The organism is Variovorax sp. Root473, from assembly GCF_001426505.1.
Classification (GTDB): Bacteria; Pseudomonadota; Gammaproteobacteria; order Burkholderiales; family Burkholderiaceae_C; genus Variovorax.
This window is the reverse complement of record NZ_LMEV01000020.1, coordinates 111,573-124,646: the sequence shown is the minus strand read 5'-3', so window position 1 is coordinate 124,646 and position 13,074 is coordinate 111,573. Positions and strand designations below refer to the sequence as shown.

14 protein-coding genes and 1 pseudogene are annotated in these 13,074 nt (G+C 69.0%); 13 read left to right on the top strand and 2 right to left on the bottom strand.

The genetic code is table 11. The annotated features are described in order from the left end of the window. Window positions 1-30: 30 nt before the first annotated feature. Complete coding sequence (radA, locus tag ASD34_RS25340; RefSeq protein ID WP_056583859.1) at window positions 31-1,422, bottom strand: DNA repair protein RadA; 1,392 nt, start codon at window positions 1,420-1,422, stop codon at window positions 31-33. Window positions 1,423-1,445: 23 nt separating this feature from the next. Further along, window positions 1,446-2,372, bottom strand: coding sequence for a LysR family transcriptional regulator (locus tag ASD34_RS25335; RefSeq protein ID WP_056583856.1), 927 nt, complete (start codon window positions 2,370-2,372; stop codon window positions 1,446-1,448). 74 nt (window positions 2,373-2,446) lie between these two features. On the opposite strand from ASD34_RS25335, the gene ASD34_RS25330 reads away from it, so the two are divergent. The 13 genes and pseudogenes from ASD34_RS25330 to hpaH all read left to right on the top strand — a co-directional run bounded on the left by ASD34_RS25330 (window position 2,447) and on the right by hpaH (window position 13,062). Then, a complete protein-coding gene (locus tag ASD34_RS25330; protein WP_056583852.1) occupies window positions 2,447-4,147 on the top strand; it encodes an FAD-dependent oxidoreductase in 1,701 nt (566 codons plus the stop codon). Further along, a pseudogene (locus ASD34_RS28435) lies at window positions 4,144-4,820 on the top strand (Bug family tripartite tricarboxylate transporter substrate binding protein); the annotation flags it as partial. The gene ASD34_RS25330 and the pseudogene ASD34_RS28435, both read left to right, overlap by 4 nt. Before the next feature lie 3 nt (window positions 4,821-4,823). Continuing rightward, window positions 4,824-5,130: tripartite tricarboxylate transporter substrate-binding protein (locus ASD34_RS28430; RefSeq protein ID WP_268810587.1), on the top strand; the 307-nt coding region annotated here is incomplete at its 5' end. Between the two features lie 87 nt (window positions 5,131-5,217). Next, on the top strand, window positions 5,218-5,655 hold the full coding sequence (gene hpaR / locus ASD34_RS25320) for a homoprotocatechuate degradation operon regulator HpaR (protein ID WP_056583837.1): 438 nt from the start codon (window positions 5,218-5,220) through the stop codon (window positions 5,653-5,655). Continuing rightward, on the top strand, window positions 5,652-6,284 hold the full coding sequence (locus ASD34_RS25315) for a fumarylacetoacetate hydrolase family protein (RefSeq protein ID WP_056583834.1): 633 nt from the start codon (window positions 5,652-5,654) through the stop codon (window positions 6,282-6,284). The genes hpaR and ASD34_RS25315 overlap by 4 nt, the downstream gene beginning before the upstream one ends. Continuing rightward, window positions 6,281-7,051 carry a fumarylacetoacetate hydrolase family protein gene (locus tag ASD34_RS25310; protein ID WP_056583831.1) on the top strand — a complete coding sequence of 257 codons (771 nt, stop codon included), beginning with the start codon at window positions 6,281-6,283 and terminating at the stop codon, window positions 7,049-7,051. The genes ASD34_RS25315 and ASD34_RS25310 overlap by 4 nt, the downstream gene beginning before the upstream one ends. Window positions 7,052-7,092: 41 nt before the next feature. Beyond that, window positions 7,093-8,094 (top strand): Bug family tripartite tricarboxylate transporter substrate binding protein, encoded by a 1,002-nt coding sequence (locus tag ASD34_RS25305; RefSeq protein ID WP_056583828.1) that lies wholly within the window; start codon window positions 7,093-7,095, stop codon window positions 8,092-8,094. Window positions 8,095-8,131: 37 nt separating this feature from the next. After that, a complete protein-coding gene (hpaE, locus tag ASD34_RS25300; RefSeq protein WP_056583825.1) occupies window positions 8,132-9,598 on the top strand; it encodes a 5-carboxymethyl-2-hydroxymuconate semialdehyde dehydrogenase in 1,467 nt (488 codons plus the stop codon). Continuing rightward, window positions 9,595-10,569 (top strand): tripartite tricarboxylate transporter substrate binding protein, encoded by a 975-nt coding sequence (locus tag ASD34_RS25295; protein WP_056583822.1) that lies wholly within the window; start codon window positions 9,595-9,597, stop codon window positions 10,567-10,569. The genes hpaE and ASD34_RS25295 overlap by 4 nt, the downstream gene beginning before the upstream one ends. A gap of 3 nt (window positions 10,570-10,572) precedes the next feature. Further along, window positions 10,573-10,908, top strand: coding sequence for an aromatic ring-opening dioxygenase LigA (locus ASD34_RS25290; protein WP_056583820.1), 336 nt, complete (start codon window positions 10,573-10,575; stop codon window positions 10,906-10,908). 85 nt (window positions 10,909-10,993) lie between these two features. Further along, on the top strand, window positions 10,994-11,821 hold the full coding sequence (locus ASD34_RS25285) for an extradiol ring-cleavage dioxygenase (protein ID WP_056583817.1): 828 nt from the start codon (window positions 10,994-10,996) through the stop codon (window positions 11,819-11,821). A gap of 13 nt (window positions 11,822-11,834) precedes the next feature. After that, entirely contained in the window at window positions 11,835-12,242 is a 408-nt protein-coding gene (locus ASD34_RS25280; protein ID WP_056583810.1) for a 5-carboxymethyl-2-hydroxymuconate Delta-isomerase, read from the top strand. A 16-nt stretch (window positions 12,243-12,258) separates the two neighbouring features. Next, window positions 12,259-13,062 carry a 2-oxo-hept-4-ene-1,7-dioate hydratase gene (hpaH, locus tag ASD34_RS25275; protein WP_056583807.1) on the top strand — a complete coding sequence of 268 codons (804 nt, stop codon included), beginning with the start codon at window positions 12,259-12,261 and terminating at the stop codon, window positions 13,060-13,062. The last annotated feature ends 12 nt before the right edge of the window (window positions 13,063-13,074 follow it).

Here is a 13,074-nt window from a genome sequence, read left to right as displayed (position 1 = left end):
TTGTCGTGCCGGCGCGCGCACGTGCGAGTGTCAGTCCAGACGCCGTACCACGTCCATCGCTTCCTCGATGCGGTCGACCGGGTGAATGGTCAGGCCCTCGATGTCCTTCGTGCCCTTGCGCGGCGCATTCGCCTTCGGCACCACGGCCACGCTGAAGCCCAGCTTGGCCGCCTCGCGCAGGCGCTCCTGGCCGCGCGGCGCGGGCCGCACCTCGCCGGCCAGCCCGACTTCACCGAAGGCGATGAAGCCCTTGGGCAGCGGCTTGCCGCGCAGGCTCGAGGTGATGGCCAGCATCACGGCCAGGTCGGCCGCGGGCTCGCTGATGCGCACGCCGCCCACCGCGTTGACGAACACGTCCTGGTCCATGCAGGCCACGCCCGCGTGGCGATGCAGCACGGCCAGCAGCATCGCGAGGCGGTCGCGGTCCAGGCCCACCGACAGCCGGCGCGGGCTCGGTCCGCCGTTGTCGACCAGCGCCTGGATTTCGACCAGCATCGGCCGCGTGCCTTCGAGCGTGACCAGCACCACGCTGCCGGGCACCGGCTCGGCATGCTGGCTCAGGAAGATCGCGCTCGGGTTGGTCACGCCCTTCAGGCCGCGCTCGGTCATGGCGAACACGCCGATCTCGTTCACCGCGCCGAAGCGGTTCTTGATGGCGCGCACGAGGCGAAAGCTCGAGTGCGTGTCGCCTTCGAAATACAGCACCGTGTCGACCATGTGCTCCAGCACGCGCGGGCCCGCGAGCGCGCCTTCCTTCGTGACGTGGCCCACCAGCACCACGGCCGTGCCGCTGGTCTTGGCAAAGCGCGTGAGGTGCGCCGCGCATTCGCGCACCTGCGCCACCGAACCGGGCGCCGAGGTGAGCTGGTCGGAGTACACGGTCTGGATCGAGTCGATCACCGCGATGGCCGGGCGCGTGGCATCGAGCGTGGCGATGATTTTTTCGAGCTGGATCTCGGCCAGCACCTGCACCTGCGAGTGGTCGAGCCCGAGCCGTTTGGAGCGCAGCGCGACCTGCGATCCGCTTTCCTCGCCGGTGACGTACAGCGCGTTCTGCCCCGCGCGCTGCAGCGCGTCGACCGCCTGCAGCAGCAGCGTCGACTTGCCGATGCCCGGGTCGCCGCCGATCAGCGTGACGCCGCCCGACACAATGCCGCCGCCGAGCACGCGATCGAGTTCGTCGAGCCCCGTGGGCGTGCGGGCGACATCGGTCGCCTCGATTTCCGACAGCGTGGTGAGTTCCGATGCACCCGCGAGCGACGCGAACTGCGTGCCGAAGCGGTTGTTGGACGGTCCGTTGGCCGCGCCGGCGACCTGTTCGATGAGTGTGTTCCATGCCCCGCAACTGGGGCATTTGCCGAGCCACTTGGGGCTGGTGCCGCCGCATTCGCTGCAGACGAAAGTTGTTTTGTCCTTGGCCATGCGGCGAGTTTAGGGGGCGCGGTTCAGGCGATGGCGAATTCGCGCACAAGCAGGTCCGCGAACGCCGCTGCGGCCGGCGACAGCGTGCGGCCCTGCCGCGTCACGACCGCGATGTTGCGCGCCACCGTCGGGCGCATGAGCCGCCGCGCCACCAGCCGCGTGTGGTCGGCATGCGCGAGGATCGACGCCGGCAGCAGCGCCGGCCCGAGCCCGCTGGCCGCCATCGCGAGCGCCGTGGTCAACAGCGTCACCTCGTAGGCGATGTCCAGCCGCACGCCAGCGGTTGCCGCGGCGATGTCGATGCTGCTGCGCACGCCGTACCCGGGCTTGACCGTGATCAGCGGATGGCCCGCGAGCTGCCGCCAGGTGATGCGGTCGGTGCCGGGCAGGCGCAGGTCGAGGTCGGCAATCACCGCGAGGTGGTCGTGCACGAACACGCGCTGCTCGAGCCCCGGCGTGCGTGCCTGCAGCGTGCCCACGCCGAAGTCGACCTGCTCGCCGAGCACCTTCTCCACGAACTGCCCGGGTGCGCAGTCTTCGATGGCGACCTTCACCTCGGGGTGCAGGTCGAGGTAGCGGCGCAGGGCCTTGGGCATCAGCGTCTGCGCGATGGTGGACGTGGCCGCGATGCGCACGCGCCCACGCCGGCCCGCCGCCAGCTCGGCCATGCCGGTGCCAAGCGCATCGAGTTCGGCGAGCACGCGCTCGGCATAGCCGATGGCTTCGTTCGCGGCCTCGGTGCGTTGCAGCGAACGCGTGGTGCGGTCGAACAGGCGCACGCCAAGCCGCGCTTCGAGTTCGCGCAGCAGCACGCTGACGGCCGGCTGGGTCAGCGACAGCGCAGCCGCCGCGCTCGACAGCTGGCCGCTGTGGTACACGGCCGCGAACGCGCGCAGTTGCCGCACAGAAGGCACGCCGCGCATTGATAGTGGTTTTTTATGAATGGCCATGAAAGTTTCACTTTTTCCGTGAGCCGGTTCGGCACTGTAATGGCGCCTCGCAAGAATCAGGAGACAAGCGACCCATGACCGAGCAACTGCAAGCCCAGGTGCTGATCGTCGGCGCCGGCCCCGTGGGGCTGACGCTGGCCATCGACCTGGCGCAACGCGGCATCGACGTGCTGATGACCGAGATCCGCCACCGTGGCGAGCCGCCCAACGTGAAGTGCAACCACGTGGCGGCGCGCTCGATGGAGGTGTTCCGCCGCCTGGGCGTGGCGCAGGCGCTGCGCGAGGCGGGCCTGCCGGCCGACTACCCGAACGACGTGGCCTATCGCACGGCCGTGACGGGCATGGAGCTGTCGCGCATTCCGATCCCCGCGCGTCGCGATCGCTACACCGCCACCGGCGGCCCCGACACCTGGTGGCCCACGGCCGAGCCGCCGCACCGCATCAACCAGATCTTTCTCGAACCGGTGCTGTTCGCGCATGCCGAGGGCACGCCCGGCCTGCGCATCCGCAACCGCACGCGCATCGACGACTTCGAACAGGACGACGACGGCGTGTGGGCCACCGGCGTGGACTTGGACGACGGCCGCGCGGTGCGCATCCGCTGCCAGTACCTCGTCGGTTGCGACGGCAGCCGCTCGACGGTGCGCAAGAAGATCGGCGCCAGCCTGCACGGCACCGACGTGGTGGGCCGCGTGCAGTCGACGTACTTCCGCACGCCCGGGCTGCTGGGCCTGCTGAAGCACCCGCCGGCCTGGGCCACCTTCGCGCTGAACCCGCGCCGCTGCGGCAACGTGTACGCCATCGACGGGCGCGAGACCTGGCTGCTGCACAACTACCTGTTGCCCGAGGAGACCGACTTCGACTCGGTCGACCGCGACTGGGCAATCCGCCAGATCCTCGGCGTGGGCGACGACTTCGAGTACCAGGTGATCTCCAACGAAGACTGGGTCGGGCGCCGGCTCGTGGCCGACCGCTTCCGCGACCGGCGCGTATTCATCTGCGGCGACGCGGCGCACCTGTGGATTCCGATGGCGGGCTACGGCATGAACGCCGGCATCGCCGATGCGATGAATCTCTCGTGGCTGCTCGCGGGCCGGCTGCACGGCTGGCTGGCCGAGGCTGCGCTCGCGGCGCACGAGGCCGAGCGCCAGCCGATCACCGAGCAGGTGTCGCGGTTCGCGATGAACCACGCGCTGGCCCTGCAGCGCCAGCGCGAAGGCGTGCCCGAGAACATCGAGGCGCCCGGGCCCGAGGGCGACGCGCTGCGCGCCGCACGCGGCCAGGCGCTGTACGACCTGAACGTGCAGCAGTACTGCTGCGGCGGGCTCAACTTCGGCTACTTCTACGAGGGCTCGCCGCTCATCGCCTACGACGGCGAGGCCGCGCCCGCCTACACGATGTACGAGTTCACGCCCTCGACCGTGCCGGGCTGCCGCACGCCGCACCTGTGGCTGGACGACGGGCGCTCGCTGTACGACGCCATGGCGATGCCCGGCGAGGGCTACACGCTGCTGCGCTTCGACCCCGCGATCGATGTCGCGCCGCTCGAAGCCGCCGCCGCGGCGCGCGGCCTGCCTCTGCGCACGCTCGACATCCGCGCCTCGGCCGCCACCGCGGTGTACGACCGGCCGCTCGTCATCTCGCGCCCCGACCAGCACGTGGCCTGGCGCGGGCATGCCGTGCCGGCCGACGCGCTCGCGCTGGTCGACCTGCTGCGCGGCGCCGCCGTGGTGGCCACACCGACATCCGAAAAAGAAAGAGAGACAAGCCAATGAACCGTCGCCATGCCTTGCGCCATCTGGGCGCGCTGTCCGTCGCCGCCTGCGCCGCAGGCCCCGCCCTCGTGCGCGCACAAGGCGAGAAGCCCATCACCATCGTCGTGCCCTACGCGCCCGGCGGCACGACCGATATGCTCGGCCGGCTCATCGCGCAGCAGCTGGGCTCCGCGCTGGGCCGCACCGTGATCGTGGACAACCGGCCCGGGGCCGGCACCGCCATCGGTGCCTCGCAGGTGGCGCGCGCGGCGCCCGACGGCTCGACGCTGCTGGTCGCGACCAGCACCACGCTCGCCATCAACCCCTGGCTCTACAAGAAGCTCTCGTACGACCCGGCGAAAGACTTCGCGCCGGTCGGCCTCATCGGCTCCGTGCCGCTGATGGTGGTGGTGCATCCGTCGGTGCCGGCGAACACGCTGGCCGAGCTGGTGGCGCTCGCCAAGTCGCGGCCCGATGCGCTGAGCTACGGCTCGGCCGGCAACGGCAGCCCGCAACACCTGGGCGCGGAGATGTTCAAGGTCGCGACCGCGGCGAACATGGTGCACGTGCCCTACAAGGGCAGCGCGCTCGCGCTGACCGACCTGCTCGGCGGCCAGTTGCAGCTCATGTTTACCGACATCGCGCCGGCCCTGCAGCATGTGCGCAGCGGCAAGCTGCGCGCGCTGGCCGTGACNNNCTCCCCCGCCGTGCCGACCGTGGCCGAATCGGGCGTGGCGGGCACCGCCGATTTCGAGGCGGTGGCGTGGCAGAGCGTGGTCGCGCCCGCGGGCACGCCCAAGGCCTTCATCGACCGCTGCAGCCAGGAAATCGCCCGCCTCGTCGCACAGCCCGCGCTGCGCCAGAAGCTCGAAAACGAGGGCTTCGAGCCGGCCGCGCCAGGGGCGCACGGCGCGGGCGCGCCGGAGCAATTGGCCGCCTACATCCGCAGCGAAACCCAACGCTGGGGCCAGGTGATCCGCGCTTCTGGCACCACGATCGACTGAGCGTCCGACGGCCCGCAAGGGTTATCCCGCGGGCGTGTTTTCTCGGCATTCATTTAACATGTTAAATAATTCTGAGAGGCACAGCTTTTGAGCACCACCTTCACGCACCGCAATTTGCCGCGCCTGCTGCTGCAGGCCCGCGAAGCCGTGATGGCCCACACGCGGCCCAGCCTGCGCGAGCACGCGCTGTCCGACCAGCAATGGCGCGTGCTGCGCGTGCTCGGCGAGCACGGCGCGGTCGACACCGGCCGCGTCGCGCGCGAGGCCTTCATCCTCGGCCCCAGCCTCACGGGCGTGCTCGCTCGCATGGAGCGCGACAACCTCATCACCCGCGCCCGCGACCCGGCCGACCAGCGCCGCACCGTGGTCGAGGCCACGCCGCACGGCATGAAGCTCGTCAAACGCCTGGGCACCAGCATCGAGGCGCACTACGACTGGATGGAGCAGTCGCTGGGCAAGGCCAAGCTGACGCAGCTCTACGGCCTGCTGGACGAACTGATTGCGCTGGAGCAACCCGAACCATGACCACCTTCTTTCTCCCCACCGGCACCGTGTACGGCACGCTGCTGAACTTCCGCGCCGAGGCCGCGGCGCTCGCGCCGCAGATGACCGAGGCGCCCTACAAGGCACCGCCGAAGGCGCCCGTGCTCTACGTGAAAACGGCCAACACCTGGAGCCCGCATGGCAGCGCGATCCCCGTGCCCGCAGCGGTGCCCGAGGTGGAAGTCGGCGCGAGCATCGGCATGGTGATCGGCGCCGAGGGCGACATCGAAGGCTTCGTGCTGCTGAACGACCTGTCGATCCCGCATGCGAGCTTCTTCCGCCCACCGGTGAAGTTCAAGTGCGTCGACGGCTTCCTGGGCATGGGCCCGGCGCTGCGCGACGCGCAGGAGGTGGCCGACCCGGCGCAGTTCCGCGTCGAGGTCCGCATCAACGGCGAACTGAAGCAGTCGATCGACTTCTCGCAGCTCGTGCGCCCCGCGCCGCAACTGCTCGCCGACGTGGGCGAGTTCATGACGCTGGCGCACGGCGACGTGCTGATGCTCGGCTGCGACCTCGGCCGTCCGCTGGCCCGCGCGGGCGACCGCATCGATATCTCTGCGCCAGGCTTCGAGACCCTGAGCAACACGCTGGTGAAGGAAGCAACGGCATGAAGCACGCACGCGTCATCTTCGAAGGCCGCGAGCACACCGGCACCGCGCACGAACTCAACGGCCAGGCCGACGCGGCCGTGCGGCTGGCCGACGGCCGCGTCGTGCCGCAGGACCAGCTCGTGTGGCTGCCGCCGCTCGCGCCCACGGCGCGCCCGCGCACCATCCTCGCGCTCGGCCTGAACTACGCCGACCACGCGAAAGAACTCGAGTTCAAGGCGCCCGAGGAACCGCTGGTGTTCGTCAAGGGCCAGAGCACGCTCATCGGCCACCGCCAGTTCACGCACCGCCCGGCCGACGTGAAGTTCATGCACTACGAGTGCGAGCTCGCCATCGTGGTCGGCAAGACCGCGAAGCACGTGAAGCGCGACGACGCCTACGAATTCATCGGCGGCTACACGGTGGCCAACGACTACGCGATCCGCGACTACCTGGAGAACTGGTACCGCCCCAACCTGCGCGTGAAGAACCGCGACACCTGCACGCCGCTGGGGCCGTGGTTCGTCGATGCGGCCGACGTGGCCGACCCGATGGCGCTCGCGCTGCGCACCACGGTGAACGGCACCGTCACGCAGCAGGGCAACACGCGCGACATGATCTTCGACGCGCCCTTCCTCATCGAGTACTTCAGCCGCTTCATGACGCTGTCGCCGGGCGACCTGATCCTCACCGGCACGCCCGACGGCGTGGTCGATTGCCAGCCGGGCGACGTGGTCGTGACCGAGATCGACGGCATCGGCGCGCTGGTCAACACCATCGCCGCTCGCTGATCGACTGCGCCACCTTTTCAAAAAAACGGAGACACGCCGCCATGACGACTGCCAGAACCCGGACCTTCCGCCTTGCTGCCGCCTTCGTGGCGGCCAGCGCCGCCACGCTGCTGCTCGCACCCGCGGCAACGGCACAGACCGCCTCGACCTATCCAACCAAGCCCGTGCGCTGGGTCGTGGGCTACCCGGCCGGCGGCGGCACCGACTACCTCGCGCGCACGGCCGGCGCGCAGCTCTCGCAGCAGCTCGCACAGCCCGTCACGGTGGACAACCGTCCCGGCGCGGGCGCGATCATCGCGTCGGAAAACGTGGCGCGTTCGCCGGGCGACGGCTACACCGTGTTCTCGGCCGACAACGGCGTGCTGGTCTACAACCCCGCGCTCTACAAGAAGCTGCCCTACGACGCCGAGAAGGACTTCGCGCTGCTCGGCATGATGGGACGCTCGCCGCTGATCATCACGGCCGCGCCGGGCGCGGGCTTCAGCGACGCCAAGGCGCTCATCGCGGCGCTCAAGGCCTCGCCGGGCAAGTACAGCATCGCCACGCCGGGCACCGGCAGCCCGCACCACCTGGCCTACGAGCTGTTCCAGCGCGAAGCCGGCGTCTCGCTCCTGCACATTCCCTACAAGGGCGGCGCGCCCGCGCTGCAGGACCTCATGGGCAACCAGGTGCCGCTGATGATGCTCGACCTGCCCAGCGGCATCAGCGCCGTGAAGGCCGGTAAGGTCATTCCGCTGCTGGCCATGTCGGCCGAGCGCGTGCCGCAGCTGCCTCAGCTGCCCACGGCCAAGGAGCTCGGCTACGCGGTCGAGGCCTACACCTGGCAAGGGCTGGTGGCACCGGCCGCCACGCCCAAGGACATCCAGGCGCGCCTGGGCGCCGACCTGCTCAAGAGCATGAACGACACCGGCGTGAAGCAGAAGCTCTACGACGCCGGCTGGGAAGCCCGCCCCACGGACGCCACCGAGATGGCCCGCTTCGTGGACACCGAACGCAAGAAGTGGCACGCGCTGATCAAGGCGCGCGACATCAAGCTCGACTGACGACACACCGCCGCAAGGCCGCAACACCTTCACGCCCATGCAACAGATCCATCACCTCATCGACGGCAAGCACGTCCACGGCACCGACTACTTCGAAACCGTCAACCCCGCCACGCAGGACGTGCTGGCCGAAGTCGCCTCGGGCGGCGAAGCCGAAGTGAACGCCGCCGTGGCAGCCGCCAAGGCCGCCTTTCCCAAGTGGGCCGGCCTGCCCGCGCCCGAGCGCGCCAAACTCATCCGCAAGCTCGGCGACCTGATTGCCAAGCACGTGCCCGAGATCGCGCAGACCGAGACCAACGACTGCGGCCAGGTGATCGCGCAGACCGGCAAGCAGCTCATTCCGCGCGCGGCGGACAACTTCTACTACTTCGCCGAGATGTGCACGCGTGTGGACGGCCACACCTACCCCACGCCCACGCACCTGAACTACACGCTGTTCCATCCGGTGGGCGTGTGCGCGCTCATCAGCCCGTGGAACGTTCCCTTCATGACCGCCACCTGGAAGGTCGCGCCCTGCCTGGCCTTCGGCAACACGGCGGTGCTGAAGATGAGCGAGCTGTCGCCGCTCACGGCCGCGCGCCTGGGCGAGCTGGCGCTCGAAGCGGGCATTCCCGCCGGCGTGCTGAACCTGGTGCACGGCTACGGCAAGGAAGCCGGCGAGCCGCTGGTGGCGCACCCCGACGTGCGCGCCATCTCGTTCACCGGCTCCACCTCTACGGGCAACCGCATCGTGAAGAGCGCGGGCCTGAAGAAGTTCAGCATGGAACTCGGCGGCAAGAGCCCGTTCGTGATCTTCGAAGACGCCGACTTCGACCGAGCGCTCGACGCGGCCGTGTTCATGATCTTCAGCAACAACGGCGAGCGCTGCACGGCCGGCTCGCGCATCCTCGTGCAACAGTCGATCTACGCCGACTTCGCCGCGAAGTTCGCCGAGCGCGCCAAACGCATCGTCGTGGGCGACCCGCTCGACGAGAAGACCATCGTCGGCCCAATGATTTCGCAGGCCCACCTGGCCAAGGTGCGCAGCTACATCGAGCTGGGCCCGAAGGAAGGCGCCACGCTTCTCTGCGGCGGCCTCGACACACCGGCCAACCTGCCCGACCGCGTGAAGAAGGGCAACTACGTGATGCCCACCGTGTTCGCCGACGTCGACAACCGCATGAAGATCGCGCAAGACGAAATCTTCGGCCCGGTCGCCTGCCTGATCCCGTTCAAGGACGAGGCGCACGCCATCGAGCTGGCCAACGACATCGCCTACGGCCTGAGCAGCTACGTGTGGACCGAGAACATCGGCAAGGCGCACCGCGTGGCCGCGGCCGTCGAAGCCGGCATGTGCTTCGTCAACAGCCAGAACGTGCGCGACCTGCGCCAGCCCTTCGGCGGCACCAAGGCCTCGGGCACGGGCCGCGAAGGCGGCACCTGGAGCTACGAAGTGTTCTGCGAGCCGAAGAACATCGCAGTGTCGATGGGCTCGCACCACATTCCGCACTGGGGCGTGGCGTGAGCGTCCAACGCCGCGCGCTGCTGCAGGGTGCTGCCGCACTCGCAGCCCTGCCCGCAGTGGCACGCGCGCAGACGGCATGGCCTGCCAAGCCGGTGCGCATCGTCGTGCCCTTCACGCCCGGCGGCACCACCGACTTCGTCGCGCGGCTCGTCGGCCTCGAGCTCGGCAAGGCGCTGGGCCAGCCGGTGATCGTCGAGAACAAGCCCGGCGCCGGCACGGTGATCGGTGTCGATGCGGTCGCCAAGTCGGCGCCCGACGGCCACAGCTTCGTGTGCGTGGCCAACAGCTTCACGGCCAACCAGACACTCGTGCGCAAGCTGCCCTACGACACGCTCAAGGACCTGCGCCCGGTCGCGCTCATGGGCATGTCGGAGCACGTGCTCGCCACGCACCCGGGCAGCGGCCTGAAGACACTGGCCGACCTGCGCAACCAGGCCAGGGCCATGCCCGGCACGCTGAGCTTTGCCTCCTTCGGCAACGGCACCTCGGCGCATCTGTCGGGCGAAATGCTCAAGCTGCAGATGGGCCTGGACATCGTGCATGTGCCCTACAAGGGCCAGGGCCCGGCGCTGGCCGACCTGCTCGGCGGGCAGGTGACCGTCATGTTCGGCAACTGGCCCGAGTTCCGCGGCCATGTGCAGGCCGGCAAGCTGGTGGCGCTGGGCATGGCGACCGCGCAGCGCTCGCAGTACGCGCCCGCGATACCCACACTGGCCGAACAGGGCGTGGCCATCGAGTCCAATTCGTGGAACGGCCTGCTGGCCCCGGCCGGCACGCCCGACGCCATCGTGCAACGCGTGAACGCCGAAGTGAACCGCGCGCTCGCCTCGCCGGCCGTGACCGAGGCTTTTCACAAGGGCGGCATTGCGTCGCAGTCGGGCACGCCCGAGCGCTTTGCCGAGTTCATCCGCAGCGAGATCGCGAAGTACGGCGACGTGATCCGCAAGGCCAACATCCAGATCGAGGGCTGACCCGTGAGCCTCTATGCGATGCAGAAATTCCTGTTCGCGCTGAACCGCGATGCCGACGTGCAGCGCCGCTTCGCCGAAGGCGGCGACGTGCGCGCCACGTTGCTGGCCGGCTACGACCTGAACGACGAAGAGCGCGAAGCGATCGGCTCCGGCGACATCGGCAAGCTCTACGTGCTCGGGTGCAACGGCCAGCTGCTGATGCACTTCGCGCCCCTGCTCGGCGTGGCGTGGGCGGACTACCTCGAAGCCATGCGCGAAGGCGTGCGCAAGTACGGCCCGGTGCGCGCCGGCATCTACGCAATGACAACCGGAACCAACGAGAAAGTCGCAGGAATATGAAGACCCCCACGCTCCCCACTTCGTGTGGTTTGCTGCCCCCCGAAGGGGGGCTCGATGCCCTTCGGGCGGCCGGGCGGGCATCGACATGAGTCTCGTATTCGCAGGCGTGTGCAGCCACGCCCCCGGCATCACGGGCCGCGCGCACCTGGCCGACCCGGCGGTGAAGGACGAGTTCCACGCGCAGTTCCATCGCTTCGGCGAGGCGATGCGCGCCACCAAGCCCGACGCGGTGATCGTCATCGCGGCCGAACATTTCGCGAACTTCTTCATGAACAACATGCCGGCCTATGCGATCGGCATGGCCGACAGCTACGAGGGCCCGATCGAGGACCCGAAGTGGCTGGGCATCGAGAAGCGCACCATCCCCGGCGACGCCGCGCTGTCGCAACGCCTGATCCGCGAGGTGATGCAGACGGTGGACGTGGCCTACGCGGAAGAATGGAAGTTCGACCACGGCATCATGGTGCCGCTGAACTTCCTCACGCCCGACTTCGACACCAAGGTCATCCCGGTGAACATCAACTGCCAGGGCCCGCCGCTCACGCCGCTGCACCGCGCGTGGGCCTTCGGCGAAGCCCTGCGCCGCGCCTGCGACAAGGTGCCCGAGCGCATCGCGCTGGTGGGCACGGGCGGCATCTCGCACTGGCCGGCCACGCCCGACTCGGGCAAGGTCAATGCCGAGTGGGACGCCGAGTTCATGCGCCGCTGGTGCGCCAACGACCGCGAGGCGCTGCTTTCGCAAGACGACTACAACGACGAGGCCACCTACCGCGAAGCGGGCCAGGGCGGCTTCGAGATCCGCACCTTCCTGAGCGTGGCCGCGGCCGCGCGCGGCAAGGGCGAGATCTTCCACATGAAGGCCATCCCGATCTTCGCGGTGACCTGCACGGCCGCGACGATGTCGGTGGTTTGAACGGAGCACGACCATGCCGCACCTGGTGATCCTGTACACGCCCAACATCGAGGCCGAGACCGACGTGTCGGCGCTGTGCCGTACGCTGGCCGACACCATGCTCGAACAGCGCGACGAGGCCGGCAAGCCGGTGTTCCCCACCGGCGGCACGCGCGTGCTGGCCTACCCCGCCGCGCATTACGCGGTGGCCGACGGCCAGGCCGACTACGCCTTCGTGTACCTGAACCTGCGCATGGCCTCGGGCCGTTCCGAGGCGGTGAAGAAGAAAGCCGGCGACGAGCTGCTGGCCGCCGTGCGCACGCATTTCGAGCCCGTCTTCACGCAGCGCCACATCGGCATCACGCTGCAGATCGACGAAGCGCCGGGGCAGGTGTACGACGGCAAGCACAGCAACCTGCATCCCCTGTTCAACAAGTCATAAATAAGAAGCGAGCCCCATGCTCTCCACCGCCACCATCGCCCAACTGGCCGCCGAACTGCACGAGAGCGAAAAGTCGCGCGTGCAGGTCGAGCATTTCTCCAAGCGCTTTCCCGGGATGACCATCGAGGACGGCTACGCCATCTCGCGCGAATGGGTGAAGCACAAGATCGCCGAGGGCCGCGTCGTCAAGGGCCACAAGATCGGCCTCACCTCGCGCGCCATGCAGCAGGCCAGCCAGATCACCGAGCCCGACTACGGCACGCTGCTGGACGACATGTTCTTCGAGCCGGGCGGCGACATCCCGTTCACGCGCTTCATCGCGCCGCGCATCGAGGTCGAGCTGGCCTTCGTGCTCGGCAAGAAGCTGCAGGGGCCGAACGTGACGATCTTCGATGTGCTCGCCGCCACCGACTACGTGGTGCCCGCCATCGAGATCATCGACGCGCGCATCGAGCAGTTCGACCGCCACACCAAGGCCATGCGCAAGGTGTTCGACACCATCGCCGACAACGCGGCCAATGCGGGCATCGTGCTGGGCGGCCGGCCGGTGAAGCCCGACGCGGTCGACCTGCGCTGGGTGAGCGCGCTGCTCTACAAGAACGGCGTGATCGAAGAATCGGGCGTGGCTGCGGCCGTGCTCAACCACCCGGCCACCGGCGTGGCCTGGCTCGCGAACAAGCTCGCGCCGTGGGATGAATGCCTCGAAGCCGGCGAGATCGTGCTGGGCGGTTCGTTCACGCGTCCCACCACCGCCGTGCCGGGCGACACCTTCCATGCCGACTACGGCCCCTTGGGCTCCATCGCTTTCCGTTTTGCCTGACGAGTTTTTTCC